We start from the raw sequence: 25225 nt of genomic DNA, 5'->3' as shown, positions 1-25225 counted from the left end.
CCGCCCCCAGACCCCCGTGTCGCGCTCCGCGCTCGTCCTCAAACGCCGGACGGGCTGGAGGGCCGGGGCGCAGCCCCCACCGGACCCGCACCCGACCTCACACCCGACGCGTCACACGTCACACCCGCATCGGCTGCGGCGACTCCCGACGCCCCGCGTCCGGGCCCTCGTACTCGCGGATGATCTCGTACCGCGTGTTCCGCTCCACCGGCTGGAACCCGGCGTCCCGGATCAGGTCGAGCAGGTCGTCTCGGGTGAGCTTGTTCGGCGTGCCGTAGTTGTCGGCGTCGTGCGTGATCTTGTACTCGACGACCGAGCCGTCCATGTCGTCGGCGCCGTGCTGAAGGGCCAGCTGTGCGGTCTGGACGCCGTGCATGACCCAGAAGACCTTGACGTGCGGGACGTTGTCGAAGAGCAGCCGGGAGACGGCGAAGGTCTTCAGGGCCTCCGCACCGGTCGCCATCTGGGTCCGGGCCTGGAGGCGGTTGCGGACCTTGCCGTCCTGCACGTCCACGAAGTCGTGCTGGTAGCGCAGCGGGATGAAGACCTGGAAGCCGCCGGTCTCGTCCTGGAGTTCACGCAGCCGCAGCACGTGGTCCACGCGGTGGCGCGGCTCCTCGATGTGGCCGTAGAGCATGGTGCACGGGGTCTTCAGACCCTTCTCGTGCGCCAGCCGGTGGATGCGCGACCAGTCCTCCCAGTGGGTGCGGTGGTCGACGATGTGCTGCCGGACCTCCCAGTCGAAGATCTCCGCGCCGCCGCCGGTGAGCGACTCGAGACCCGCGTCGATCAGCTCGTCCAGGATCTCCGACGCCGACAGACCGCTGATCGTCTCGAAGTGGTGGATCTCCGTCGCCGTGAAGGCCTTCAGGGAGACGTCCGGCAGGGCCGCCTTCAGCTCGCGCAGCGACCGCGGGTAGTAGCGCCACGGCAGGTTCGGGTGCAGGCCGTTGACGATGTGCAGCTCGGTGAGGTTCTCGCCCTCCATCGCCTTGGCGAGCTTCACCGCCTCCTCGATGCGCATCGTGTACGCGTCCTTCTCGCCCGGCTTGCGCTGGAAGGAGCAGTAGGCGCAGGACGCCGTGCACACGTTGGTCATGTTGAGGTGACGGTTGACGTTGAAGTGGACGACATCGCCGTTCTTCCGCGTCCGCACCTCGTGCGCCAGGCCGCCCAGCCAGGCCAGGTCGTCCGACTCGTACAGCGCGACACCGTCCTCGCGGGTCAGCCGCTCCCCCGCCCTGACCTTGTCCTCCAGCTCGCGCTTGAGCCCGACATCCATGCCCACACCTCTCTCCGACGACTTCCCAACGGTACGCCCCCGCCCTTCTGGCGGGACGTGCCCCCAAACGGCGCCGAAGGCGCCTACTCCTCTTCGGGGAGTTCCCCGACCCGGTTCTCCCACTTCGTGGACAGCACGATCGTGGTACGGGTCCGGGACACACCCTTGGTCCCGCTGAGCCGCCTGATGATCTTCTCCAGGCCGTCCACGTTGTCCGCCCGCACCTTGAGCATGTACGAGTCGTCGCCGGCGATGAACCAGCAGTCCTCGATCTCGCCGAGGTCCTTCATCCGGACCGCCACGTCCTCGTGGTCGGCGGCGTCGGAGAGCGAGATGCCGATCAGGGCGGTGACGCCCAGGCCGAGCGAGGCCGCGTCGACCGTCGCGCGGTAGCCGGTGATGACGCCGGCCGCCTCCAGCCGGTTGATCCGGTCGGTGACGCTGGGTCCCGACAGTCCGACGAGGCGCCCCAGCTCCGCGTAGGAGGCCCGGCCGTTCTCCCTGAGGGCCTGGATGAGCTGCCTGTCCACCGCGTCCATGCGATCGAAGCCTTCCGATGAAGAGGTCTGAGAGGTCTGACGGGATCGGTGCAGATCCGTGGAGATCTACGGCGATCCGAAGAGTCCGTGCGTTCCTTGAAGTGATGAGTACCGCTGGTCCGGCGTGATGCCCACCGTTCTGCCCCCTGGGCCGCTCACTCGGGGCGCGAGCCGCCCAGTTCGCCCTTCCAGCGGCGGTACAGCCGGTGTTCGACGCCCGCCGCGTCGAGGACCCGGCCGGCCACGAAGTCCACCAGGTCCTGGATGTGCGTGGCGCCCGCGTAGAAGGCGGGCGAGGCGGGGACGACACGCGCGCCCGCGTCGTCGAGCGCGACCAGATGACGCAGGGTCTGCCCGTTCAGCGGAGTCTCCCGGACGGCCACCACCAGCGGCCGGCGTTCCTTGAGCGTGACGCTCGCGGCCCGTTGCAGCAGGTCCTTGGAGAGGCCGAGCGCGACCCCGGCGACACAGGCGGTGGAGGCCGGCACGATGAGCATCCCCTTGACGGGGTACGACCCCGAGGACGGCCCCGCCGCCAGGTCCCCGGCGCTCCAGTGCCGTACGCCCGCGATGTCCGCCTCGAAGGTGCCGGGCTTGCCGTCGGCCCCCCGGGACAGCCATTCCCGCAGGTCGTCCTGCCAGTGGGCGTCCCGGAAGGAGATCCCGGTCTCGTCGAGGAGGGTCAGCCTGGAGGCCCGCGACACGACGAGGTCGACACTCTCACCGGCTCCGAGGAGCGCACGCAGCACGGCGGCGGCGTACGGCGTCCCGGACGCCCCCGACACCCCCACGATCCAAGGCGTGCGCTGCGTTTCTCCTGCGTTCACACCCTGAGCCTACCGGCGGGTCGCCCAACGCTCCGGACTGGTGGCGCGCTTTCGGGTCGGCGGGGAGCCGGTCGGCGACGATCGTGAGCCTGCCGGGCGGTGAGCCGACGGTCGGGCCGGGCCCGTTCCCCACCGTGTGGTCGCGGCCGACGTCACCGTGGAGGAGGTCGGCGGGGGCGCGTGCCGGTCGGCGCCGGCCGGGCTAGACGGTGAGCCCTCGGACCAGCAGGTCGATGAGCGCGCACACGAAGAGGCTGATGCCGATGAACCCGTTGGTCGAGAAGAACGCCCTGTTCAGGCGGGACAGATCGTGCGGCCGGACGATCGAGTGCTCGTACACGAACGCACCCGCGACGATCATCAGGCCCACCCAGAAGAAACCGCCCGCGTCGGTCGCCACGGCGTACCAGACGAGGAGGGACATCGTCAGGGCGTGGCAGACCCGGGCGCCCCACACGGCCGCCGGGATGCCGAAGCGGGCCGGGACCGACATGACGCCGACCTCGCGGTCGGTCTCGACGTCCTGGCAGGCGTAGATCAGGTCGAAGCCGCCGATCCAGATGCCGACGGCGAGGCCGAGGATGACCGCGTCCCAGGACCACTCGCCGGTGATCGCGAGCCAGCCGCCGATCGGGCCCATCGACTGGGCGATGCCGAGGATGGCCTGCGGGAAGTTCGTGAACCGCTTGCCGTAGGGGTAGACGACCATCGGGATCACCGCGATGGGGGCCAGCGCCAGGCAGAGCGGGTTCAGCAGGGCCGCCGAGCCGAGGAAGATCACCAGGGCGACCAGGGCGCCCGTCCAGGCGTGCTTCACGGACATCGCGCCGGTGACCAGTTCGCGGTGGGCCGTGCGGGGGTTGCGGGCGTCGATCTCCCGGTCGATGATCCGGTTGACCGCCATCGCGAAGGTGCGCAGGCCGACCATGCAGACGGTGACCAGGAGCAGGCGGCCCCAGTGGACGTTCCGGTCCCACTGGAACATCGCGGTGAGCGCGGCGATGTAGGCGAAGGGCAGCGCGAAGACCGAGTGCTCGATCATCACGAGACGCAGGAACGCCTTCGTGCGCCCCGGCTGCGGAAGCGCCGCGGAAGCTGAACTCACAGCCCGTACTCCTTCCAGCGGCGGTCGACCGTCGCCGCCGTCTCCGGGTCGGACAGCACCATCTCGGGCCAGCCGCCGTCCCGCGTGTAGCCCTCCTCGGGCCACTTCCTCGTCGCGTCGATGCCCGCCTTGCCGCCCCAGAACTGCTGGTAGGAGGCGTGGTCGAGATGGTCGACGGGACCTTCCACGATCGAGAGGTCACGGGCGTAGTCGGTGTTGCCCAGCGCCCGCCACGCGACCTCGTGCAGATCGTGGACGTCGCAGTCGGAGTCGACGACCACGATCAGTTTGGTCAGGGACATCATGTGTGCCCCCCAGATCGCGTGCATCACCTTCTGCGCGTGCTTGGGGTACTTCTTGTCGATCGAGATGATCGCGCAGTTGTGGAATCCGCCCGCCTCGGGCAGGTGGTAGTCCACGATGTCCGGCACGATGATCTTCAGGAGGGGGAGGAAGAACCGCTCCGTGGCCCGGCCCAGCGGTCCGTCCTCCGTCGGGGGGCGGCCCACGACGATCGACTGGAGCAGCGGGCGCTTCCGCATCGTCACGCAGTCGATCTTCAGGGCGGGGAAGGGTTCCTGCGGGGTGTAGAAGCCGGTGTGGTCGCCGAAGGGGCCCTCCGGGAGCATCTCGCCCGGTTCCAGCCAGCCCTCGATGACGACCTCGGCCTGCGCCGGCACCTGGAGCGGGACCGTCTTGCAGTCGACCATCTCGATGCGCTTGCCCGCGATGAACCCGGCGAAGAGGTACTCGTCGATGTCACCGGGGAGCGGGGCGGTGGAGGCGTAGGTCACGGCGGGCGGGCAGCCGAAGGCGATGGCCACCGGGAGGCGCTCGCCCCGCCGCGCCGCCACCTGGTAGTGGTTGCGGCTGTCCTTGTGGATCTGCCAGTGCATGCCGATGGTGCGCTTGTCGTGGCGCTGGAGGCGGTAGAGACCGAGGTTGCGGATGCCGCTCTCGGGATCCTTGGTGTGGGTGAGACCCAGGTTGAAGAACGAGCCGCCGTCCTGCGGCCAGGTGTAGAGGGCGGGCAGGGCGTCGAGGTCGACGTCGTCGCCGTGCAGCACGACCTCCTGCACCGGGGCGTCCGAGGCCTTCACCTTCTTCGGCGGTACGTGGGTCATCGCGCCGAGCTTGCCGAAGGCCTCCCGCACGCCCACGAAGCCGTGCGGCAGTTCGGGCCGCAGCAGTCCGCCGATCTTCTCGGAGATCTCGCCGTACGACTTCAGCCCCAGGGCCTTCAACAGGCGCCGGTCGGTCCCGAAGACGTTCATCGCGAGGGGCATGTCGGAGCCCTTCACGTTCTCGAAGAGCAGTGCCGGGCCGCCGGACTTCTGCACCCGGTCGACGATCTCCCCGACCTCCAGGTACGGGTCCACCTCGGCCTTGACACGCTTGAGGTCGCCCTCGCGTTCCAGGGCCCTGAGCAGGGAACGAAGATCGTCGTAAGCCATGCGGTCAAGTATCCCCGAGCCGCTACCCTGACCAGGTACCTGGGGTCCGTGCCCGTGGCCCCGCCGACCGTTCCACTCTGGAGGCCCATGCTCCGGGTACTGATGTTCCTCGTGCCCCTGGCGCTGAGCGTGTACGCGTTCATCGACTGCATCAGCACGAAGGACGCGGACGTCCGTCACATGCCCAAGCCGCTGTGGGCGATCCTCGTCCTGGTGTTCCCCCTCGCCGGTTCGCTGTCCTGGCTGATCGCGGGCAAGAAGCGGCACCCGGCCGGGGCCGCGGGTTCCGTCGGCTCTCCGTGGAGCCGGGGCGGCGGGCAGCGGTGGGTGGCGCCCGACGACAATCCCGAGTTCCTCAAGTCCCTCAAGGACGACGAGGGCGGAGAGACGGACGGGGACGGGGACAAGAAGAAGCGCGACGAGGACCCCCGGGGCGACTGACAGGTCGTACGCCGGCGGTCCGCCCGTGAACGAAGTACCGCGCCTGGGGGCGAAGAACCGCGCCCGGTGCCGAACAGGCCCTAGAAGGACAGCAGATGGGCCTGTTCCACGTGGACGACCTTGAGGTACCGGTGGCCGAAGGCCTGCTCCAGGACCGGCCTCGCCTTCTCCGGGTCGTCGACGCCGACGTGCACGAACCCCTCCTCGTCCACGGCGACCTCGCGGAGCTGGAAGGTGCCGTCCCAGCGGTGCATGTCCTCGCCGACGCGGTCGGCGAGGGTGGTGAGGTCCGCACGGTTCACGTCGGTGCCGTGCAGCCGTACGGTCACGCCCTTCTCGGCGGTCGCGCAGACGGCGTCGTCGAAGGCGGTGGAGGGGATGCGCCACACGTCGGCGGCGTTGTCGTCGTCGTCGACGGACAGGCCGGTGTAGACGGCGGCGTGCCGGCCGGCGGCGAGCTTGTCGATGCGGGCGAGGGTGCGGTCCAGCGGACTGTCGTAATCGGTGTCACCCTCGGTGGGCCCGGGGCGGGTGCCGACGCACGTCCGGTCCGTGGCCGCCGACTTGATCTCGACGGGCGCCGCCCGGAGACCTCCGTCGGTGTGGCCGGTGTGCAGGGCGTCGACGTACAGCCCCGCGGCCACCGTCACCGCGGCCGTCGCGAGACCGGCCGCGACCCAGCTGTGGTTCCTCATGTCCCCCTCCGTTCCTCGCCGTCAGCACTGTGACGCAGGAAGGGGCGAAGGCGTTCAGAAAAGGACATCCCCACGCAGGACGAGGTTCAACAGCCCGGGAAAACGGGCGTCGAACTCCTCCCGGCGCAGCCGGTTGACGCGCCTTGGCCCCTCGTCCCGCTGTTCCACGAGCCCTGCCGCGCGCAGCACCGCGAAGTGGTGGCTGAGGGCCGCCTTGCCGACCGGCACGTCGAAGGTGCCGCAACTGCGCGACCAGTCGGCGGACCCGGCCAGCTCCCGGAGCAGTCGGGCACGGACGGGATCGGCGAGCGCGGCGAGCGCCGTGAGGACGGGGACGTCGTCGGGGTGGGTGTGCTCGGGGGCGGCCCGATGGCCGGTGCCGGCGCCATGACCGGTGGTGGTGCGCTGTGCCACGCCGTGCTCCCTCAGCGCTTGCGGAGTGTTCGACGAAAACCATACAGTCACGGGTGTTCGCTTTTCGTTGAACAGTTGAGTGGGCCGGTCCGGTCCGTCCAGGGGTGTGGCATGCGCGCGGTCGAGTTGCGGGAGTACGGCGGTCCCGAGGTCCTGAAGGTCGTGGAGGCGCCGGTCCCCGAGCCCGGCCCCGGCCGGGTGAGCGTCGACGTGGCCTACGCCGGGATCAACTTCGCCGATCTGAAGGCCCGTTCGGACGGCTACCGGGTGCCCGCGCTCCCCTTCCGCCCCGGCCTGGAGGTCTCCGGTCGGGTGCGGGCGCTCGGCGAGGGGGTCACCGGGCTCGCCGTCGGCGAGGAGGTGACCGCCCTGACGGAGGGCGGCGGCTACGCGGAGGTGGCCGTGGCCGAGGCGGCGACGGTCTTCCCGCTGCCGAGGGGCGTCGACCTGCGCACGGCCGCGACCCTCCCGACCGTGCTGCCGACGGCGTACGCCCTCGTCCACACGGTGGGCCGGCTCCAGCCCGGCGAGAGTGTCCTGGTGCAGGGTGCGGCGGGCGGAATCGGCACGGTGGTGGGCCAGTTGGCGAAGGCGGCGGGCGCCGGGGCGGTGTACGGGGTGGTGTCGGCGGAGCCGAAGGCCGGGTACGCCCGCGAGCACGGCTACGACGAGGTGTTCGTCGGCGAGTTCGAGAAGGCGGTACGGGAGTCGACCGGTGGCCGCGGGGTCGATCTGGCCCTGGACCCGGTGGGCGGCGACACGTTCCGGGGCGCCCTGGCCTCCCTCGCGGTCTTCGGCCGGCTGGTCTCCTTCGGCAACGCGAGCGCGGCCGAGCCGTGGCAGGTCGGCCAGCCGGAGCTGTACCCGTACGGCGTCTCGGTGGGCGGCTTCTCCGTCCTCACCCTCGCGAAGACCGCCCCGGCCGCGCTCCGCGCACTGTCGGAACGCGCCTTCACCACGGTGGCCGACGGCACGGTGACCCTGCCGGTGACGGCGGAGTTCACGTTGCCCGAGGCGGCCCAGGCCCACCGGTTGATGGGGACACGGGCCAGCACGGGGAAGCTGCTGCTGAGGGTCGGCGGCGGGTGACCGCGGGGGCCGCCCACGGGGGAACACCGCACGGATCAGTGACCACGGCCCACACGGGGGAGACCCGCCGTGACGCCCTCGAAGGCAAGCCGCGCCGACCGGATCACTGGAACCGGAACTGGAAGGGAGGGGGATACGCAGACGTTTCCGGCAACAAACGGGGAAGCCCATCCAATACCAGGGGCCGCCTCACACTGCACTCGCCCCAGGCAGCCCACCTGTCCTGCAATTCAATAAGTGGGAAATTCGCTAAACAGTTCCCGACTCTTCGAATCAACCACACTGCCAGGCTGGACCCCTCGGAGTTACCTATGACAGATCCCACGGTTGCTGACGTGAGAAATCTATGGAGCCCTGCTCACCAGGCCGTTGAGGACGGGAACGCGGTCGAGCTGGCCCGACTGCTGGATTCCGGCGCCGACCCGGATGAAGTCTGCTCCGGAATGACACTGTTGACCCATGCTGTTGACTATGAGGCGGACACGGCCATCCAAGCCGATCAGGAAATGGAGGTCACCCTTATTGCGGTGCTCCTGGCCTATGGAGCCTCTCCGCGAATTTCGGACGGCACAGGAAAATCTCCCTCCGAGATCGCTGATGATTATCAACACGTAGCGGCCGAGCGACTGCTGCGACGTTTCATGTAGGGAATTCCGTTACGTGCCCCACTCGATCGTGCCGGACGCCTCGGCGCATCCGGAGGACCGGGCCCTCCGGCCGGAAGGGACGGGCCGGAGGGTGGTGTGGCGGCTTCGTCAGCGCAGGCGCGACGAGGACAGGATCGACAGCAGGTGGGCCGGGACCATCACCCAGGTGATGACGGCGAGGGCGCCCAGGGCCCAGCGGGTCGGGTCGATGCCGCCGGTGATCTGGTCGGCCACGGCCGCGACCAGCAGGACCAGGGACGCCTCGATGCCGTTCGTCACGCGGTGGATCTTGAAGGCGGCGGCGAGGCGGCGCACGTTCGCCACGCCCTGTGAGCGCGGGCGGGTCGACTCGTCGTCGACGACGCCCAGACCGCGCCGGGCGCGGGCCACGTCCACCAGGTCGGTCGAGGCCTTCAGCAGCACGACGCCGAGGGCGGTCGCGATGCCGATGGACAGCCAGCCGCCGACCCCGGACTCCGCCGCGCGGTACCCCGCACCGGCCAGCAGCGCCGCGTCCGCGAGGTAGGCGCCGAGCCGGTCCACGTAGATGCCGGACGCGCTGTTCTGGCCCTTCCAGCGGGCGACTTCGCCGTCCACACAGTCGAAGAGCAGGAACAGCTGCATGAGGATCACGGCCAGGACCGCGCCCGTCAGGCCCGGGATCATCAGCGCGGCGCCGGACGCGACCCCGCACACCACCATCGTCCAGGTCAGCTGGTCGGGGGTGACCGGCGTCCGCACCAGTTGCCGGGTGAGCCGCAGCGAGAGGCGCCGCATGTACAGCCGGCCCGCCCAGTGCTCGCCGTTGCGACTGGCCAGCTTGGCCTGCGGCTGGCAGACCTCGCGCAGCTCCTCCAGAACCGGAGCAGCAACCATGAACGTTCCTCCAAGGAAGCCCAACTGCCGCATGCGCGGCGGTGATCGGCCCAGAGTACAGACGGTTCCGGCGTCGGCCGCGCGGGCTCAGGCCGCCGGCCTCAGTCCGTCGACCGTCGCCCCCGCCGTCCCCCGCACCACCCGATGCGCACAGGCCGCCGTCAGCAGCTCCCCCAGCAGCTCCGGATCCCCGATCTCCAGCCCCAGCAGGGACTCGATCCGTTCCAGGCGCTGGTAGAGGGACTGCCGGCCGATGTGGAGGAGGGCGGCCGTGCGGGTGGGTGAGCAGCCGTGGCGGAGGTGGACCTCCAGGGTGCGGACGAGGTCGCTGGGGTGGGCCGCCTCCCAGGCGAGGAGGGGGCCCAGGGTGTGCTGGACCAGGCCGGCGAGCCGCTCCCGGTTGGCGTCGACGCCTCCCCGGGTGAGTTCGCGTTCCAGGGCGAGGGCCCGGGAGGACGTCACCAGCGGGCCGTCCGGTACGGCCGGCTCGGCGGCCGGCACGGTCAGCGCCAGTTCCAGCGTCGTACGGGCCGCGCGCAGCGTGTCGCTCCAGCGCAGCCAGCCGCCACCGGCGGCCACGGCGTGCCCGACGGCGACGGTGAGGCCGGGCTCGGCGGCCGTACGGAAGGCCTCCTGGACGGCCCGGACCGGGTCGCCCGCGCGGGAGCCCGGCAGTGACAGCAGCGCCAGCACGTCACCGGGGAACGCCGCCCGCAGCACCCCGGCCCCGCCGAGCAGCCGTACCGCCCGGTCCACCGTGCCGACGTCCCGCGTGCCGTGCAGGGACACCCCGAGCAGCCGCGCCCCCGACCGGGGGTGGAAACCGGCGAGGGCGGCCCGCGCCTCCACCTCCGGCTGGTTCAGTGCCGCCCGGTCCGCGAGGTCGGCCAGCAGCGCGGCCGTGTGGTCGTCGCCCCACGGCCGTACGGCCGACCGCCCCGACAGTCCACGGGCCACGATCGCCCGGTTGGCGGCCTCCGTGATCCGCACGAAGGGCACCACCCGGTGCAGGGACAGCAGCGGCAGGCCGAGGCGGCGGGCCTCGTCGGTCACCTCGGCGGGCATGCTCGACAGGGCGCGGCCCACCTCCACCGCGAGACCGGCCGCGCCCCGGGCGGCCAGCTCGCGCACATACCGTCGCCGGACCTCCTCGTCCGCGTCCGTCAGCCCGAAGCCGTTGGTGAGGAGCAGTTCGCCGCCGTCCAGGAAGTTCGCGCCCTCGTACACCTCGCTGGAGTGCACCCAGCGCACCGGCCGGTCCAGGGCTCCCTGCCCGGCCAGCAGCTCGGGCTCGGCGGCGCGGACGGGGTCCAGTTCCAGGATTTCGCGGAGGGTGAGTGCGGGCACGGGACCTCCAGGGCGCTGACACTTCGTCCGGCTGCGGGCTGCCCGGAGAGTACTTTCCGCACGTTGCCCTCGTGTTTCCGCCCAAGGAGAGTGAAGCCATGAACCCTGTGGATCAGGCGACGGCCCGCACCTGGCTCGCCACCGCCGTCGAGGAGGCCCGCGCCGGGCTCACCGAGGGCGGCATCCCGATCGGCGCCGCCCTGTACGGCGTGGACGGCACCCTCCTCGGCCGCGGTCACAACCTCCGCGTCCAGGACGACGACCCCTCCATGCACGCGGAGACGGCCGCGTTCCGGGCGGCGGGACGGCAGCGGACGTACCGCGGCACGACGATGGTGACCACCCTCTCCCCGTGCTGGTACTGCTCCGGGTTGGTCCGCCAGTTCGGCATCTCCCGGGTCGTCGTCGGCGAGGCCGTCACCTTCCACGGCGGCCACGACTGGCTGGCCGAGCACGGTGTGGAGATCGTGCTCCTGGACGACCCCGAGTGCGTCGCGCTGATGCGCGACTTCATCGAGAAGAACCCGGCACTGTGGAACGAGGACATCGGTGAATGACATCCGAGCCGTGAGTGACATCCAAGACGTGCGGGGCGTCCAGGCCCCCCGCATCCCCACCATCGACCTCCGGCCCTGGCTGGACGGCGACCCCGCCACCCGCGCCGCCATCGCCGAGACCGTCGACGAGGCCCTCCAGACCGCGGGATTCCTGCTGGTCACCGGGCACGGCGTCGATCCGGCGCTGCGCTCCGCGATCCGGGAGGCGTCGCGGGCGTTCTTCCGGCTGCCCGTCGACGTCAAGCAGCCGTACACCGCGAAGGTCGGCGGCCGGGGCTGGCTCGGGCCCGGCGCGGAGGCCAACGGGTACGCGGAGGGTACGCCGACCCCGCCGGACCTGAAGGAGTCGCTGACGTTCGCGACGCACGAGCACTTCGAGGACCCGGTGGTCGACGCGGAGTGGGCGGCGCCCAACGTGTGGCCCGCCGAGCTGCCGGAACTGAAGGAGCTGTGCGAGGAGTACCTCGCGCGGATGGCCGACCTGGAGAAGGAGCTGCTGTCGCTGCTCGGCGTGGCACTCGGCCTGGAGGCCGACTTCTTCTCGAAGCACATGGACCGTCCGACGTACGGCTTCAACATCAACTGGTATCCGGGGACCGAGGTCGTCGGGGAGCCGCAGCCGGGGCAGTTCCGGATCGGCCCGCACACCGACTTCGGGACGGTGACGATCCTCGACCGGCAGGCCGGCAAGGGCGGACTCCAGGTGTACACGGACGCGGGCGGCTGGGAGGACGCGCCCTTCGACCCGGCGGCGTTCACCATCAACATCGGTGACCTGATGGCCCGTTGGACCGGCGACCGGTGGCGGTCCGGCCGGCACCGCGTCCTGCCGCCGCCGGCCGACGCGCCCGCCGAGGAGCTGATGTCCCTCGTCTACTTCGGCGAGTGCACCCCGGGCACCCTGGTGGAGTCGGTGCCCGCACCGGTGGGACGGGTGGCGTACGAGCCGGTGGACTCGCATGTGTATCTGCGGGCGAAGCTGGACTCGATCACCGTCGGGTGACGGGCCGGCCGGCACCGAGGACCGCTGTCGGCTGACGGTCCGACCGTTTCGTGATCCAACGGACATCACGCGGTCTGGCACGCATCAACACCCTCTCCCTACTCTGAGGTCGGGCTCTGGGGGGAGAGATGCGGTGGGCAGACCATTGCACGGGCGCGGGGCGTTGTTCGACACCGATCCGGCAGGCCTTGCCCCGCGCCTCGTGGGCCTGCGTCCCCACCAGCACCGGGCCACCCCTGTCGAGCATCCGAGGGAACTGCCCTTCGTGCTGCTGGCCGGCGGGCGGGGGCTCGGCAAGAGCGCGGTCCTCGGCGAGCTGCGGGCGGCCTACCGGGGGCACACGCCGATCGCGTGGATCGACTGCGAGGACGCCCAGTTCGCGGGGCCGTCCGGCGGGCGGCCCGCCGAGGCCTGGTCGCCGGTGTCGCAGGCGCTGCTGGTGGTCGCCGAGCAGTTGGCCGAGCCGGTGACCGGGGCCGGGCGGATCACCTTCCCGCGGCTGATGTCGGGGCTGGTCGCGGTCGCGGCGGGCGGCTGGGGCGACGCCGACTCGGAGCGGATCCGGCGCGAGGTGGAGCGGATCCTGCTGCTGAACGAGGGCGGGTCGTGGATCGCCGGGTTCGCGGGGCGGATGGCGGGCCGGGTCACCGCCAACGTCGTCGCGGCGGTGAGCGGCACCGGTCCGCTGGTGGCGTCGGCGATCGAGGCGACCCTGGAGTCCTTCTCCGACAGTTTCGTGAACCGGCGCCAGGGGCGGGCCTCCGCCTGGTGGCGGGCCTATCCGAACGCGGGCCGGGACGCCCGGCGCGGCCTCATCCTGATGTCCGGGCACTTCCGGGCCGGCGGCTCCTCCCGGGAGCACGCCGAACGCCATCTCGTCCGGGCGCTGCTGGCCGACCTGACGGACGCCTACGCGGGCGTGCTGCCGCGGATGCAGCGGCTGGGGCGGCCGGTCGTGCTGGTCGACAACGCGCAGCGGGCCCCCGGCCCGGGTCTGGCGGACGCGGTGCTGCGCGACCGCGCGGACGGGTTCGCCGACCAGGTCGTGTTCGTCGGCACGCTGCGCGGCACCGGCCGTCCCGCGCTGCGCAGTGCCGTACGGCGGGCCCTGCCGGAGGTGGCCCGGCACAGCGACTGGATGCCGGACCCGGCGGCCCCGTCCTCCCGGGCCCTGCTGGTGGCGCTGCCCCCGCTCAGCCCGGACGACACCCTGCACCTGATGGGCGCCGTCTGCGCGGACGTCACGCTGCCGCCCCACCTTCCGTACGCCACCTACCGGTTGACCGGCGGGAACCCGCTCGGGGTGGTCCGGCTCGCCGACTCCGCCGCGCAGAACCTGCCGGGTGCCGCCTCCCTGGGCGAGCTGCTGACCTCGGAGATACGGCTCCACGACGACGGCGAGGGGCGGCCCGCCTACGTCGAACTCCTCGACCGGCTGGTGCCCGCCGACCGCCTGGACGAGCTGACCGTGCTGGCCGCCGCCCACGACCACGACTCGGCCCGCGCGCTCGCCGACGCGCTGCTCCCGGACGACTTCGGCCCGGCGGACGTGCGGGCGCTGGAGACCCGGCTCGTCGCCGAGGGGCTGCCGGAGGTGCCGGGCCGGTTCGTCGGGGACTCCTTCGTACGGACCCTGCTGTTGCTGCGGCTGCACCACCGGGCGGCGGACGACGGGGCGCCGCTCCCCGGGGCGGCGGACCACGGGCTGTGGCGGCAGGCCCACGAGACGCTGATCCGGTACTACCGGCCGGCGGGCGGCGACGCCGACCCGGTCCGCGCCCGCTACCGGCTGCACCACGAACTCGCCCTGGGCGACCCTGAGTCGGCGGTGGCCTACCTGCGGGACGCCTTCCCGTCCCTGGACATCCGGGTCTGGCTGCGCTCGCTGCGGTTCATCGCGTCGGCGCCCTACTTCCACGCGCACGACGCCGAGGGCCACGACTTCACCGGAGCGGGAGCCGGAGACGCGGGCGACCGGCGGGCCGCGGTCGCGCTCGGCCGCACGGACGACCGGTACGCGGTGCCGGACGGCGTGGATCCCGTGCTGCATCTGCGGATACGGCGGCTGCTGCACGCCGTGTGGCAGCTGACCGACCCGCTCGCGCTGCCCGACCCCAGGGTGTGCGACCGGCTGCGCTTCGAGCTGGAGCAGCTGTCCAACCTGCGTCCCGCGGGCAACGCACTGCTGTGGCGGGCCTCACGGGACTGGCCCGAGGACGCGCGCGCCGGGCGGGCACTGCGCGTGCCGGACGACGACGGCACGGACGGCACCGACGGCGACGACCGGGACGGGGAGGCGTGATGGCGGGCAGGTCGGGCGGGGCCGGCGGATCGGGCGGGGGCTTCGGCACCTGGTTGCGCGAGGGCGTCTGGGAGATCCCCCTGCGCCGGTATCTGGCGCTGCTGGTGGCCGGCGTGGTGGTGGCCGGGCTGGTCGTCGGGGGCCGGGTGCTGCTGCACGACGACCGTTCCTGCGCCCCCGGCGTGGTCCGGCCCGAGGACAGCGACGAGTGCGTGGGCGTGTCCGCGACGGACTTCTCCTTCGACCGGCCCCGGCTCCGCGAGACGGTGAAGGCGATCGACCGGGAGAACCGGTCGCTGAAGAAGGACAGTTACGTCACCGTCGCCCTCCTCGAACCCTTCACCGCGACCGACTCCGACAACCTCAGGGACGTCCTGCACGAACTGCAGGGCGCCTATCTGGCCCAGTACCAGGCCAACCACAAGTCGGCCGGGCAGACCCCGGCGATCCGGCTGGTGCTGGCCAACCCCGGGTCGACCGGCGCCCATTGGGAGCACACGGTCGACCAGCTGGAGGCGATGACGAAGGGCGCCGACCGGCTGCGGGCGGTGACCGGGGTGGGGCTGAGCACCGAGAACAACAAGAAGGCCGTCGCCGAGCTGACCCGGCGCGGCATCCCGGTGATCGGCACCTCCATCACCGCCGACGACCTCGCCAACGGCCAGGACGGCGTCGACTCCTTCCCGGGGCTGGCCCGGGTCTCCCCCACCAACACCGACGAGGCCCGCGCGCTGGCGTCCTTCGCGCAGGTGACGGCGGGCAACGCGCTGCTGGTGTACGACAAGCCGGGCGACCCGTACACGACGACGCTGCAGAAGTCGTTCGCCGACCTCATCGAGGGTTCGCCGTACGAGCCGCAGCCCTTCACCCCGCCCGACGACCGCAGCCAGGAGGGCACCACCGCCAACACGTTCCGGCAGATCACCCATCTGGTGTGCGACACCGCGCCGGACACCGACACCATCCTGTTCGCCGGACGCCACACCCAGCTGCGGCAGTTCATCAACGCGCTCGGCGGACGCGGCTGCCAGGACCGGAAGTTCACCCTGCTGACCGGCGACGAGGGCTCCTACCTCACCGGCGACAAGGACCTCGACCGCAGCGCCCTCACCCACAACCTCTCGGTGCGCTACACGGCCCTCGCCCATCCGGACGCGTGGACGAAGGACCCGGTGAAGACCGGCGGTTCGGCGAAGGACGGCGAGGTGCTGAACGGTCTGCTGGCGAGCAGCAAACGCGAACCGGTCGGCCCGCTCGGCCCGATCACCCTGGAGGACGGCCAGCTGATCATCGCCTTCGACGCGATGCAACTGGCCGTCAAGGGGATCCGCGAGGCCACCCCCGACGGCCGCGTCGTCCCGCCGCTCGCCGACGTCGGCCTCCAGTGGCCGCAGGTCAAGGGCTCGCTGAAGGTGAGCGGGGCGAGCGGCTGGATCTGCCTGGACGTCCACGGCAACCCGTACGACAAGGCCGTCCCCGTGGTCGAGGTGACCGCCCGGGGCACCAACCGCTTCGTCAGGATCGCCTGGCCGGAGGGGAAGCCACCGGCGAAGGAGTGCCTGCCGCCGTCCTAGGGGTCCTGCGGGTCCGGGTCAGACCCCGGCGTAGGAGTGCTTGCCGGAGACGAAGATGTTGACGCCGTAGTAGTTGAACAGCCAGCAGCCGAAGGCGATCAGGGCCAGGTAGGCGGCCTTGCGGCCCTTCCAGCCGGCGGTGGCGCGGGCGTGCAGGTAGCAGGCGTAGGCGACCCAGGTGATGAACGCCCAGGTCTCCTTGGGGTCCCAGCCCCAGTAGCGGCCCCAGGCGTCGCCCGCCCAGATCGCGCCCGCGATGATCGTGAACGTCCACAGCGGGAAGACGGCCGCGTTGACGCGGTAGGAGAACTTGTCGAGGGACGCCGAGGCGGGCAGCCGCTCCAGGAAGGACGTGGCGAACTGGCCGGGCTTGCCGCCGTTCGCCAGCTTGTTCTCGTAGCTGTCCTTGAAGAGGTACAGGATCGTGCTGACCGCGCCCACGTAGAAGACCGCGCCGCACAGGATCGCCGTCGAGACGTGGATGTACAGCCAGTACGAGTGGAGCGCGGGAACCAACTGGTCGCTGGCGGTGTACAAGACAGTGACGGCGATGCCGAGATCGAGGAGGACCGTCGTGATCAGGAACAGCCCGAGCCAGCGCACGTTCTTCTTCAGCGCGAGCAGGGTGAGGTACACACCGACGGCGACCGTCGAGAAGGTGATGTTGAACTCGTACATGTTGCCCCAGGGCGCCCGTTCCACGGAGGCCGCTCGGGCGACGACCCCGCCCAGCTCCACCAGGAACGCGAGCACGGTGAGGGACACCGCGATACGCCCGTAGAGGTCGCCCTGCGCGTCCCCGCCGTGCGCGCCGGGCCCGTCGGGCACGTCACGCGCCCCGGCCGCGGCCCGCACCACGACCTTCGGCCGCTCCAGCACGGCGGTGCCGCCGGCGTTCTGCACCGTCACGGCCGGCGTCTTCGCCCCGTTCTCGGAGGTGAGCGCGGCGGCGGTGCGGCCGATCCTGCTGCGGCTGCCGAAGATCCATTCGGTGATGTAGGCGAAGAAGGCCAGGGTGTAGACGGCCATCGCGGAGTAGATCAGCGTGTTGCTGAGGTTCGCGAGGTTTTCGTTGGTGGCGGCAGCCAGATCGGTTGCGGCGGCGAGAGTCATTTCTCGGCCCCTTCGGCAGGTACGACTGGGGTATCGGGGGTTTCGGGGGTGTCCTCGTCGGGGTCGGGCGCCCCGGGGGCCTGGTCGTACAGGACCCCGGCGAGATCGCCGAGTTCCTCGGGCAGCCTGGCGGACTCGCTGCGGCCCAGGCCCGCCATCTCGACGACGGTCACACCGTCGGCGCCCTTCACCGCGCGCACCCACACGCGGCGGCGCTGGATGAACAGGGAGCCGGCGAGGCCGAGGACGGCGCCGACGGCACCGGCCAGGGCCCAGCCGCTGGCGGGCTGCTGGGTGACCTGGAAGTTCGCCCACTCCTGGGTGCCCTCGTAGGTGATGGTGCCCGCTCCGCCCGGGAGTTTCATGGACTCGCCGGGCTTCAGGTTCTCCCGGACCTGGTCGCCCTTGGAGTCCTTGAACTCCTTCACATGCGACTTGTCGAGCTGGTACACGCTCTGCGGGATGCCCGAGTCGACGCCGAGGTCGCCGTGGTACGGCGTCAGGTTCAGCACCGGGTTGTCCAGCGCCGGGAAGGTCGAGGCCGTCTCGCTGCCCTTGGTGTACGTCGGCAGGAAGAAGGCCGAGATGCCCAGCTGTTCGCCGACGCCCTCGGCGTTCTTGTAGCCGTCGAGGACCTTGACGACACCGGTGGAGGTGACGTTGGAGTCGAGCGGAAGGAGGGGGACGGCTTCGCGGTAGACGACGTTGCCCTTGCCGTCGCGCACGGTGACGACGGGCGCGTAGCCGTGGGCGGTGAGGTAGACCTTCGAGTCGCCGATCTCCAGCGGCTCGTTGACCTTGACGAGGGTCTTCCTCGCCTTTCCGTAGGCGCCGTCGCGGTAGGTGACGGCGGCCTGGTAGGTACGCGGAGTGCCCTTGTTCGGGCCCGAGGTCTCGTAGGTGCCGGTGAACTTGTTCAGGAGGAAGCTGAACGGCACCAGCTCGTCGGTGTCGAAGAGGTTGCCGGACTTGAAGTCGTCGTACTGGGTGAGGGTGTTGGAGAAGCCGTCGCCCTCGACGACCAGCTTGTTGCCCTCGGTCCTGAAGAGCTGGCCCCAGGCGAAGGCGATCAGCATCACGATGAGCGCGATGTGGAAGGCGAGGTTGCCGACCTCGCGGAGGTAGCCCTTCTCGGCGGCGACGGCGTCACCGGCGAGGTGCGCGCGGAAGCGGCGCTTCTTGAGGAGGGCGAGGGCGGCCTCGCGAACCTCCTCGGGCTCGGCCCGGGTGCGCCAGGTCGTGTGGGCGGGCAGCCGGGTCAGGCGCCTCGGGGCACCCGGCGGGCGGCCCCGCAGCTGGCCCACGAACTGCCAGGTGCGGGGAATGATGCAGCCGACGAGGGAGACGAACAGCAGGATGTAGATCGCGGAGAACCACACCGAGCTGTAGACGTGGAACAGGCCGAGCTTGTCGTAGACGTTCCCGAGGGTGGGGTTGGCCTTGACGAACTCGGCGACCTTCGTCGCGTCGGTCCCGGACTGCGGGATCAGCGAGCCGGGGATCGCGCCGAGCGCCAGCAGCAGCAGGAGGAGCAGGGCGACGCGCATCGAGGTGAGCTGGCGCCAGAACCAGCGGGCCCAGCCGATGACGCCCAGACCGGGGATGCTGCTCAGCGAGTCGACGGGCGCGGTGGACAGCTGGGAGCCGGCGGCGCCGAGGTCCTGGTCGTCCTGGGCCGCGGCCGGGGGCCGGTCGGCCGGTGCGCCGGTGGTGGTCTTGCTCATGGATCAGATCCCCACAGTGAAGCCGTTGGACCAGGACTGCATGTCCTGCACGAGGGCGTCCCACGCGCCGGTCAGCAGCAGCAGACCGGTCACGATCATCATCGTGCCGCCGACGCGCATGACCCAGACATAGTGCCGCTTGACCCAGCCGAAGGCGCCGAGGGCCTTGCGGAAGGCGACCGCCGCGAGCACGAAGGGCAGACCGAGACCGAGACAGTAGGCGACCGTCAGTATGGCCCCGCGGCCCGCGCTCCCCTGCTGGGAGGAGAGGGTCAGCACGGAGGCGAGGGTCGGGCCGATGCAGGGCGTCCAGCCGATGCCGAAGAGCGCGCCGAGCACCGGGGCGCCGACCAGCCCGGTGGCGGGCTTCTTGTGGAGGCGGAACTCCCGCTGGGTCATCCAGGGCATCAGGCCCATGAAGAAGACACCCATGAGGATCATGAGCACGCCCAGCACCTTGGACAGCACGCCCTGGTTCTCCAGGAGCGTCGTACCGAAGTAGCCGAAGAGGGCCCCGCTGGAGACGAACACGGCGGTGAAGCCGAGGACGAACAGGGAGGCGCCCGCGACCATCCGCCCGCGGCGGGCCTCGGCGAGGTCGGTGCCGGCGACCCCGGTGACGTAGGAGAGGTAGCCGGGGACGAGCGGCAGGACGCACGGGGAGAAGAAGGAGACGAGACCGCCGAGCAGGGCGACGGGCAGGGCGACCAGCAGGGCGCCGTTGAGGACCGTGCCGTTGTAGCCGTCGGCGGCGAGCGTGGTGAGAGCGCTCACGTCACTTCTCCGCGAGGACCGGATTGATCATCTTGCGCAGCTTCTCCTCGCTGAGCGCGGCCAGCGAGCGGGCGGCGATCTTGCCGTCCCGGTCGATGACGAGCGTGGAGGGGATGGCCTGCGGGTTGAGCGTGCCCTTCTCGAAGCGGAGCATCAGCCTGCCCGTGGGGTCGTACAGGCTCGGGTAGGTGACGCCCTGGTTCTTCTCGAAGGCGAGGGCCTTGCCGGTGTTGGCGTCGCGGGTGTTGATGCCGACGAACGCCACGCCGTCGGCCTTGAGGTCCTGGGAGACCTTCTGGAAGCCCGGCGCCTCGGCACGGCACGGGGCGCACCAGGAGCCCCACACGTTCAGGACGACGATCTTGCCCCGGTATTCGGCGACGTCGAGCTGTTTGCCGTCGACGGTCTTGCCGGACAGGTCGGGGGCCGCGGCGCGCTCTCCCGCCTTGACGGTGGAGATGCCGTCCTTGCCCATGACGAAGTTGGTGTCACCGCCGCCGCCCGAGGTGCCGCCCGAACCGCACGCGGACAGGAGCAGCGCGGCGGCCACGGCACCTGTGGTGAGCAGGATGGCGCGGGAACGGGAGCGGCTACGGCCGGCGGCACTCATGTGAAAAGTTTCGCATGTCCGTTCCGGGGATCTTGCGCACCCCCCTTGCGGGCGGAAACCCGCATATCAGGCAGGCTTTCAGGCTGCGTTCGCGGAGTCCGTCGAGGAGGGCGAGGCCGTGTCCTTGAGGAACTCCTTCCAGCCGCCCGCCGGCTGCTGGCCGACATCGAGCGTCCGCAGCTTGGCGAGCACCTCCGGCTTCTGTACGTCCATCCAGTCGACGTACTGCCGGAAGGAGACCATACGGACGTCCTCGCCCTTCTCCTTCTCCTTCGCGATGTGCTTGAAGGCCCGCTCCACGGCGTCCATGTAGATGCCGCCGTTCCACTGCTCGAAGTGGTTGCCGACAAAGAAGGGGGCGCGGTTCGTCTCGTATGCCCGCTTGAATCCCGCTATGTAGGCACCGGCGGCCTGCTCACGCCAGGCCGGGTAGTTGGAGGCGGGTGCGTTGGTGGAGTTGATGGACTGGTTGGCGAGCATGTTGTAGTCCATCGAGAGAACCTCGAACTGGCGGCCGGGGAAAGGTATCCCCTGCAACGGCAGATCCCAGATGCCCTGCCGCTTCTGCGGCCAGACCTGACGGCCGCCGGGCGAGGAGGCGTCGTAGCGCCAGCCGAGTTCGCGGGCGGTCGGCAGCAGATTGCCCTGGCCGAGCAGACAGGGGGTGCGCCCGCCGACGAGTTCCTTGTCGTAGTCGAAGGGCAGCGCGGGCAGCTCGGTCCACCCGGTGTTGGTCCGCCACTCCTTGACGAAGGACTTCGCCTGGTCGATCTCGCTGCGCCACTGCCGGGGCGTCCAGTTGCCGACGGTGCCGGTGCCGCCGCAGAAGTGGCCGTTGAAGTGGGTGCCTATCTCGTGTCCTTCGAGCCACGCCCGCCGGACGTTCGTCAGGGTCGCCTTGACGTGCTCGTCGGTGAGGTAGCCGATGTCGGAGGCGCCACGCGGATTGTTCGGCGGGTCGTAGAGGCGCTTCTTCGACTCGGGCAGCAGATACAGCCCGGAGAGGAAGAAGGTCATGCCCGCCTCGTGCTCCTTGGCGAGGTCCAGGAAGCGCGGGAAGAGGCCGTTGCCGACCTCGCCCGCCCCGTCCCAGGAGAAGATCACGAACTGCGGCGGGGTCTGCCCCGGCTCCAACGGCTCGGGCTTGGCGGGCTGGTGGGGCTGCCTGCCGGTGAAGGAGGTCGACCCGTCGCCGAGGGGGCGCGCGGTGGGCTTCGGAGTGCCGGTGCCGGACCCGGATCCGGACCCGCCCTTGCCGGAACCCCCGGCATGGCTCGGCCCGTCCGACGAGGTGAGAGTGCCGCACCCCGCCAGTCCTGCGGCGACCGCGGCACCCAGGCCGAGTCCGAGTGCTCCCCGTCGGTCGAGCGTGCGCATCGCATCCCCGTTCATCACGTTCTCTGGTGGTCACCCAGTCAGAGGTGGTGACGAACGGGGAGGTTCCTTCGGGAGTTCCGGATTCGGTAACAGCGGCAAACCGGACGGGGGCTACGCCCCGAAGGCCTTGTCCTTCCCCTTCACCGGCTTGGCGCCGGCGAGGAGATGGGCCGGGACGAGATCACGGGCCGGCTCCGCATAGCCGACGGAGACGATCCTGTCGCCCTGGTACGTGAACGTCGTCAGGGAGGCGAGGGTGCACTGCCGCTTGCGCGGGTCGTGCCACAGCCGCCGCTTCTCGACGTACGACCGCACGATCCAGATCGGCAGCTGGTGACTGACGACCACGGCCTCGTGCCCCCGCGCCCGGTCCTTCGCCGCGTCCAGCGCCCCCATCATCCGGACCACCTGGTCGACGTAGGGCTCGCCCCACGACGGCCGGAACGGATTGACGAGGTGCTTCCAGTTCTCGGGCTTCTTGAGCGCCCCGTCGCCGACGCCGAAGGTCTTCCCCTGGAAGACGTTCTCGGCCTCGATGAGCCGCTCGTCGGTGGCGAGGTCCAGACCGTGCGCCTTGGCGATCGGCGTCGCCGTCTCCTGCGCCCGCTCCAGCGGGGAGGCGACGACATGCGTCACATCACGGGGGGCGAGGTGCTCGGCGACCCGGTCGGCCATCCGCCGGCCCAGGTCGGAGAGGTGGTAGCCGCCGAGACGGCCGTAGAGGACACCGTCCGGGTTGGCGACCTCGCCGTGCCGCATGACGTGGACGACGGTGATGTCGTTCTGCCGGGGGTTCTCGGGGGTGCTCACGCGGTGGCCTCCGCAGCCGCTCGGGCCGCCGCCGGAAGGGCGTCGGCGATCCGCTGGAGGGCCCGCTCGTCGTGGGCCGTGGACACGAACCAGGACTCGAAGGACGACGGCGGCAGATAGACGCCGTTCGCCAGCATCGACTGGAAGAAGGCGGTGAAGCGGTACGACTCCTGCGCCTTGGCGTCCTCGTAGTTCCGCACCGGCCGGTCCGTGAAGAAGACGGAGAACATGTTGGAGGCGTTCTGCACGGTGTGCGCGACGCCTTCCTTGGCGAGGGCCTCGGAGACCAGCGCCTGGAGCCGCTCGGACACGGCGTCGACCGTGACGTACGCCGCCTCGTCGAGCAGCCGCAGCTGGGCGAGACCGGCGGCGGTGGCGATCGGGTTACCGGAGAGGGTGCCGGCCTGGTAGACGGGCCCGACGGGCGCGAGGTGCCCCATGACGTCGGCGCGCCCCCCGAAGGCGGCGGCCGGGAACCCGCCCCCCATGACCTTGCCGAAGGTCATCAGGTCGGGCCGGACGCCGTCGATGCCGTACCAACCGCTCCGGCTGGTCCGGAACCCGGTCATGACCTCGTCGGAGATGTAGAGCGCGCCGTTGCTCGCGCACACGTCCTTCAGCCCCTGGTTGAAACCGGGCAGCGGCGGCACGACGCCCATGTTGCCCGGCGACGCCTCGGTGATCACGCAGGCGATCTCGCCGGGGTGGGCGTCGAAGGCGGCGCGCACGGCGTCGAGGTCGTTGTAGGGGAGGACGATGGTGTCGGCGGCCTGGGCGCCGGTGACACCGGGGGTGTCCGGCAGCGCGAAGGTCGCCACACCGCTGCCCGCCGCGGCGAGCAGCGAGTCGACGTGACCGTGGTAACACCCGGCGAACTTGATCACCTTGGTGCGGCGCGTGAACCCGCGGGCGAGCCGGATGGCCGACATCGTGGCCTCGGTCCCGCTGGACACCAGCCGCACCTGGTCGACGGGCTCGACCCGGGCCACGATCTCCTCGGCGAGCGCGACCTCGCCCTCACCGGGCGTGCCGAAGGAGGTGCCGCGGGAGACCGCGTCCTGCACGGCGGCGATCACCTCGGGACGGGAGTGCCCGAGGATCATGGGCCCCCAGGAACAGACCAGGTCGACGTACTCCCGCCCGTCCGCGTCCGTGAGGTACGGGCCGCTGCCGGACACCATGAACCGGGGTGTTCCGCCCACCGCGCGGAAGGCGCGCACCGGGGAGTTCACGCCGCCGGGCGTGACGGCGGTCGCACGGTCGAACAGGGCCTGCGAGACAGGCGCATCGTATGAATAAGGCAATTCGCTCATGTCCTGCGACTTCTCCGACCTTCTCCGACTGCTCGGACTCCGGCTTTGCCAGTGACCTTCTCAGGGTAGGCCAAGGGCCACGGACGACAGCGGGCCACCACTGGACGAGAGCGAAGCGGCTGCCGAACGCCTGCTGACGGGCCCCGGCCGGCCGGACCGGCGGCCCGACCGGACAACCGGACCGGACAGCCGTCGGCCCGCTGCCGAACCGACCGCCGCTCGGCCACCGATCGACCGCCACTCGGCCTTCCGTCGGCCGCCGTTCGGCCCGTGATCGGCCCGTGATCGGCCTCCGGACGAGCGCCTTCGCGGCTACTGACCCGGCAACCAGTCTCCACGCCCCCGTAATCTGCGAGACTGGCACCTGATACACACAGCTCACGGGGACCACGGCGTGGGGAGCCTTCTCCAGAGGCTGCGCAGATCCTGCGGACAGGTGTTTCCACGCACGTTTCGGCGGGCGGCCGTGGGGGAGGTCACTGACACGATGATCGGGTTGCGCGGCGGGGGCCACGCGTCCTAGAAAAGCAGTCGGGTGGAGATATGCATCGCGGTGGCGGGCTGGGCGAGGGGACTGACGACCTGGGTCCTCGACGTGCCCGGCGGGGTAAACACCGGCGCGACGCGGAGGAAGCAGCCGCCGAGGCACGTCAGACTCAGGGCGTGCCGAGTGAGTCGGAGACGGACGATCGACGTATCGAACGTCGGATCGATCGGTTGAGGGCTGGGAGCCGGAATGGTGGTCGGGTGGGGGTGACGTACAAGTACTTCGGCGCGCCCGACGGCGCGACCGCAGCCCGCGTCCCGATCTCGATGCGTCCCGAAGAACTCGGCGGCGACGAGCTCGGGATGAACGGCATGTTCACCAAGATCAAGCCGGAGACCATGGCCGCCATGGTCCTCACCGGCATCGAGGGCGTCCCCCTCAGCAAGGTCCCCCCGCTCGAACTCGTCGTCCTCCACCCCGACTACGCGGTCGTCAAGCTCCCCATGACCGTCGTCGACCCCCTCCGTGGCATCGGTGAGGAAGCGGTCGGCGCGGCGGCCTTCATCTGGTCGACGGTCCCGGACCGGGGCGGACCGCGGGACGCGTTCAACGTGTACCAACTCCTGCACGAGTGGCAGGACTTCAGCCATCGACTGCACGAGGCCGGACACCAGCCGTACTGTCTGGTGTGGCCGTGATCTGAGATCTCACGAGATTCGCCCTGGCGGGACTTCCGAGTCCCGCCTTCGTCGTGTGGTGGGAGAGGGCTCCGGACGGCCGGGGCACATGTCACTCGTCGCCGACGGACCACGAGCCGCGTGCCCGCCCGACTCGGCGAACGGCACCGGCAGTTCGTCGAGGAGGA

Annotated in this window: 24 protein-coding genes; 8 read left to right on the top strand and 16 right to left on the bottom strand. The window is 70.8% G+C overall.

All coding sequences use genetic code 11. From position 1 onward, the window contains the following. Window positions 1-118: 118 nt before the first annotated feature. From mqnE to ACZ5VD_RS26885, 5 genes are all read right to left on the bottom strand, one after another. On the bottom strand, window positions 119-1282 hold the full coding sequence (gene mqnE, locus ACZ5VD_RS26905) for an aminofutalosine synthase MqnE (protein ID WP_468547749.1): 1164 nt from the start codon (window positions 1280-1282) through the stop codon (window positions 119-121). A gap of 83 nt (window positions 1283-1365) precedes the next feature. Further along, entirely contained in the window at window positions 1366-1821 is a 456-nt protein-coding gene (locus tag ACZ5VD_RS26900; RefSeq protein WP_468547750.1) for an Lrp/AsnC family transcriptional regulator, read from the bottom strand. Between the two features lie 155 nt (window positions 1822-1976). Next, window positions 1977-2648 carry a UbiX family flavin prenyltransferase gene (locus ACZ5VD_RS26895; protein ID WP_468683595.1) on the bottom strand — a complete coding sequence of 224 codons (672 nt, stop codon included), beginning with the start codon at window positions 2646-2648 and terminating at the stop codon, window positions 1977-1979. A 202-nt stretch (window positions 2649-2850) separates the two neighbouring features. Further along, window positions 2851-3753, bottom strand: coding sequence for a menaquinone biosynthesis prenyltransferase MqnP (gene mqnP / locus ACZ5VD_RS26890; RefSeq protein WP_468547752.1), 903 nt, complete (start codon window positions 3751-3753; stop codon window positions 2851-2853). Next, window positions 3750-5207, bottom strand: a complete 1458-nt coding sequence (locus ACZ5VD_RS26885; RefSeq protein WP_468547753.1) for a menaquinone biosynthesis decarboxylase — start codon at window positions 5205-5207, stop codon at window positions 3750-3752. The genes mqnP and ACZ5VD_RS26885 overlap by 4 nt, the downstream gene beginning before the upstream one ends. An 87-nt stretch (window positions 5208-5294) precedes the next feature. On the opposite strand from ACZ5VD_RS26885, the gene ACZ5VD_RS26880 reads away from it, so the two are divergent. Beyond that, window positions 5295-5648: a PLD nuclease N-terminal domain-containing protein gene (locus tag ACZ5VD_RS26880; RefSeq protein ID WP_468547754.1), complete on the top strand. Its 354-nt coding sequence runs from the start codon at window positions 5295-5297 to the stop codon at window positions 5646-5648. 80 nt (window positions 5649-5728) lie between these two features. Here ACZ5VD_RS26880 and ACZ5VD_RS26875 read toward each other — a convergent pair whose 3' ends face one another. Together ACZ5VD_RS26875 and ACZ5VD_RS26870 are read right to left on the bottom strand one after the other, a co-directional pair. Then, the gene (locus ACZ5VD_RS26875) at window positions 5729-6343 is read right to left on the bottom strand and encodes a hypothetical protein (RefSeq protein ID WP_468683593.1); all 615 of its coding nucleotides are present in this window, start codon (window positions 6341-6343) and stop codon (window positions 5729-5731) included. Window positions 6344-6397: 54 nt separating this feature from the next. Beyond that, window positions 6398-6757, bottom strand: a complete 360-nt coding sequence (locus ACZ5VD_RS26870; RefSeq protein ID WP_468683592.1) for an ArsR/SmtB family transcription factor — start codon at window positions 6755-6757, stop codon at window positions 6398-6400. A gap of 111 nt (window positions 6758-6868) precedes the next feature. Between ACZ5VD_RS26870 and ACZ5VD_RS26865 the strand changes: the two genes are divergently transcribed. Then, the gene (locus ACZ5VD_RS26865) at window positions 6869-7846 is read left to right on the top strand and encodes a quinone oxidoreductase family protein (protein WP_468683590.1); all 978 of its coding nucleotides are present in this window, start codon (window positions 6869-6871) and stop codon (window positions 7844-7846) included. 311 nt (window positions 7847-8157) lie between these two features. Further along, on the top strand, window positions 8158-8493 hold the full coding sequence (locus ACZ5VD_RS26860) for an ankyrin repeat domain-containing protein (RefSeq protein WP_468547758.1): 336 nt from the start codon (window positions 8158-8160) through the stop codon (window positions 8491-8493). A 108-nt stretch (window positions 8494-8601) separates the two neighbouring features. Here ACZ5VD_RS26860 and ACZ5VD_RS26855 read toward each other — a convergent pair whose 3' ends face one another. Further along, window positions 8602-9369, bottom strand: a complete 768-nt coding sequence (locus ACZ5VD_RS26855; RefSeq protein ID WP_468683589.1) for a CDP-alcohol phosphatidyltransferase family protein — start codon at window positions 9367-9369, stop codon at window positions 8602-8604. 87 nt (window positions 9370-9456) lie between these two features. Further along, the gene (locus ACZ5VD_RS26850) at window positions 9457-10716 is read right to left on the bottom strand and encodes a PucR family transcriptional regulator (protein ID WP_468683588.1); all 1260 of its coding nucleotides are present in this window, start codon (window positions 10714-10716) and stop codon (window positions 9457-9459) included. Between the two features lie 98 nt (window positions 10717-10814). On the opposite strand from ACZ5VD_RS26850, the gene ACZ5VD_RS26845 reads away from it, so the two are divergent. The 4 genes from ACZ5VD_RS26845 (at window position 10815) to ACZ5VD_RS26830 (ending at window position 16152) form a co-directional block, all read left to right on the top strand. Then, on the top strand, window positions 10815-11273 hold the full coding sequence (locus tag ACZ5VD_RS26845; protein ID WP_468683586.1) for a nucleoside deaminase: 459 nt from the start codon (window positions 10815-10817) through the stop codon (window positions 11271-11273). Window positions 11274-11283: 10 nt separating this feature from the next. After that, window positions 11284-12276: an isopenicillin N synthase family dioxygenase gene (locus ACZ5VD_RS26840; RefSeq protein ID WP_468547762.1), complete on the top strand. Its 993-nt coding sequence runs from the start codon at window positions 11284-11286 to the stop codon at window positions 12274-12276. 133 nt (window positions 12277-12409) lie between these two features. Next, a complete protein-coding gene (locus ACZ5VD_RS26835) occupies window positions 12410-14578 on the top strand; it encodes a hypothetical protein (protein WP_468683585.1) in 2169 nt (722 codons plus the stop codon). Further along, entirely contained in the window at window positions 14578-16152 is a 1575-nt protein-coding gene (locus tag ACZ5VD_RS26830) for a type 1 periplasmic-binding domain-containing protein (RefSeq protein ID WP_468683583.1), read from the top strand. The genes ACZ5VD_RS26835 and ACZ5VD_RS26830 overlap by 1 nt, the downstream gene beginning before the upstream one ends. Before the next feature lie 18 nt (window positions 16153-16170). On the opposite strand, the gene ccsB is transcribed toward ACZ5VD_RS26830, so the two are convergent. The 7 genes from ccsB to hemL form a co-directional block, all read right to left on the bottom strand. Next, window positions 16171-17265 carry a c-type cytochrome biogenesis protein CcsB gene (gene ccsB / locus ACZ5VD_RS26825; protein WP_468683582.1) on the bottom strand — a complete coding sequence of 365 codons (1095 nt, stop codon included), beginning with the start codon at window positions 17263-17265 and terminating at the stop codon, window positions 16171-16173. Then, window positions 17262-18989: a cytochrome c biogenesis protein ResB gene (resB, locus tag ACZ5VD_RS26820; RefSeq protein ID WP_468683580.1), complete on the bottom strand. Its 1728-nt coding sequence runs from the start codon at window positions 18987-18989 to the stop codon at window positions 17262-17264. The genes ccsB and resB overlap by 4 nt, the downstream gene beginning before the upstream one ends. A 3-nt stretch (window positions 18990-18992) precedes the next feature. Further along, window positions 18993-19763, bottom strand: coding sequence for a cytochrome c biogenesis CcdA family protein (locus ACZ5VD_RS26815; RefSeq protein ID WP_468547767.1), 771 nt, complete (start codon window positions 19761-19763; stop codon window positions 18993-18995). Window position 19764: 1 nt separating this feature from the next. Then, window positions 19765-20373, bottom strand: a complete 609-nt coding sequence (locus ACZ5VD_RS26810; RefSeq protein ID WP_468683579.1) for a TlpA family protein disulfide reductase — start codon at window positions 20371-20373, stop codon at window positions 19765-19767. Window positions 20374-20451: 78 nt separating this feature from the next. Further along, window positions 20452-21750 carry a polysaccharide deacetylase family protein gene (locus ACZ5VD_RS26805; protein WP_468683578.1) on the bottom strand — a complete coding sequence of 433 codons (1299 nt, stop codon included), beginning with the start codon at window positions 21748-21750 and terminating at the stop codon, window positions 20452-20454. Window positions 21751-21861: 111 nt separating this feature from the next. Continuing rightward, window positions 21862-22509 carry a histidine phosphatase family protein gene (locus ACZ5VD_RS26800; RefSeq protein ID WP_468547856.1) on the bottom strand — a complete coding sequence of 216 codons (648 nt, stop codon included), beginning with the start codon at window positions 22507-22509 and terminating at the stop codon, window positions 21862-21864. Window positions 22510-22556: 47 nt separating this feature from the next. Continuing rightward, window positions 22557-23873: a glutamate-1-semialdehyde 2,1-aminomutase gene (gene hemL, locus ACZ5VD_RS26795; protein WP_468547770.1), complete on the bottom strand. Its 1317-nt coding sequence runs from the start codon at window positions 23871-23873 to the stop codon at window positions 22557-22559. 747 nt (window positions 23874-24620) lie between these two features. On the opposite strand from hemL, the gene ACZ5VD_RS26790 reads away from it, so the two are divergent. After that, window positions 24621-25058, top strand: a complete 438-nt coding sequence (locus tag ACZ5VD_RS26790) for a hypothetical protein (protein ID WP_010986216.1) — start codon at window positions 24621-24623, stop codon at window positions 25056-25058. The last annotated feature ends 167 nt before the right edge of the window (window positions 25059-25225 follow it).

This window comes from Streptomyces sp. NPDC032822 (assembly GCF_055578825.1).
The sequence above is the reverse complement of the archived record's forward strand: the minus strand, read 5'-3'. Positions and strand labels throughout refer to the sequence as shown.

What these genes read in the sequence shown, in the direction of transcription:
- mqnE (WP_468547749.1), bottom strand. Translation starts at nt 1,282, where the DNA reads ATGGATGTCGGGCTCAAGCGCGAGCTGGAGGACAAGGTCAGGGCGGGG.
- ACZ5VD_RS26900 (WP_468547750.1), bottom strand. Translation starts at nt 1,821, where the DNA reads ATGGACGCGGTGGACAGGCAGCTCATCCAGGCCCTCAGGGAGAACGGC.
- ACZ5VD_RS26885 (WP_468547753.1), bottom strand. Translation starts at nt 5,207, where the DNA reads ATGGCTTACGACGATCTTCGTTCCCTGCTCAGGGCCCTGGAACGCGAG.
- ACZ5VD_RS26880 (WP_468547754.1), top strand. Translation starts at nt 5,295, where the DNA reads ATGCTCCGGGTACTGATGTTCCTCGTGCCCCTGGCGCTGAGCGTGTAC.
- ACZ5VD_RS26875 (WP_468683593.1), bottom strand. Translation starts at nt 6,343, where the DNA reads ATGAGGAACCACAGCTGGGTCGCGGCCGGTCTCGCGACGGCCGCGGTG.
- ACZ5VD_RS26865 (WP_468683590.1), top strand. Translation starts at nt 6,869, where the DNA reads ATGCGCGCGGTCGAGTTGCGGGAGTACGGCGGTCCCGAGGTCCTGAAG.
- ACZ5VD_RS26860 (WP_468547758.1), top strand. Translation starts at nt 8,158, where the DNA reads ATGACAGATCCCACGGTTGCTGACGTGAGAAATCTATGGAGCCCTGCT.
- ACZ5VD_RS26855 (WP_468683589.1), bottom strand. Translation starts at nt 9,369, where the DNA reads ATGGTTGCTGCTCCGGTTCTGGAGGAGCTGCGCGAGGTCTGCCAGCCG.
- ACZ5VD_RS26845 (WP_468683586.1), top strand. Translation starts at nt 10,815, where the DNA reads ATGAACCCTGTGGATCAGGCGACGGCCCGCACCTGGCTCGCCACCGCC.
- ACZ5VD_RS26830 (WP_468683583.1), top strand. Translation starts at nt 14,578, where the DNA reads ATGGCGGGCAGGTCGGGCGGGGCCGGCGGATCGGGCGGGGGCTTCGGC.
- ccsB (WP_468683582.1), bottom strand. Translation starts at nt 17,265, where the DNA reads ATGACTCTCGCCGCCGCAACCGATCTGGCTGCCGCCACCAACGAAAAC.
- resB (WP_468683580.1), bottom strand. Translation starts at nt 18,989, where the DNA reads ATGAGCAAGACCACCACCGGCGCACCGGCCGACCGGCCCCCGGCCGCG.
- ACZ5VD_RS26810 (WP_468683579.1), bottom strand. Translation starts at nt 20,373, where the DNA reads ATGAGTGCCGCCGGCCGTAGCCGCTCCCGTTCCCGCGCCATCCTGCTC.
- ACZ5VD_RS26805 (WP_468683578.1), bottom strand. Translation starts at nt 21,750, where the DNA reads ATGCGCACGCTCGACCGACGGGGAGCACTCGGACTCGGCCTGGGTGCC.
- ACZ5VD_RS26800 (WP_468547856.1), bottom strand. Translation starts at nt 22,509, where the DNA reads ATGCGGCACGGCGAGGTCGCCAACCCGGACGGTGTCCTCTACGGCCGT.
- hemL (WP_468547770.1), bottom strand. Translation starts at nt 23,873, where the DNA reads ATGAGCGAATTGCCTTATTCATACGATGCGCCTGTCTCGCAGGCCCTG.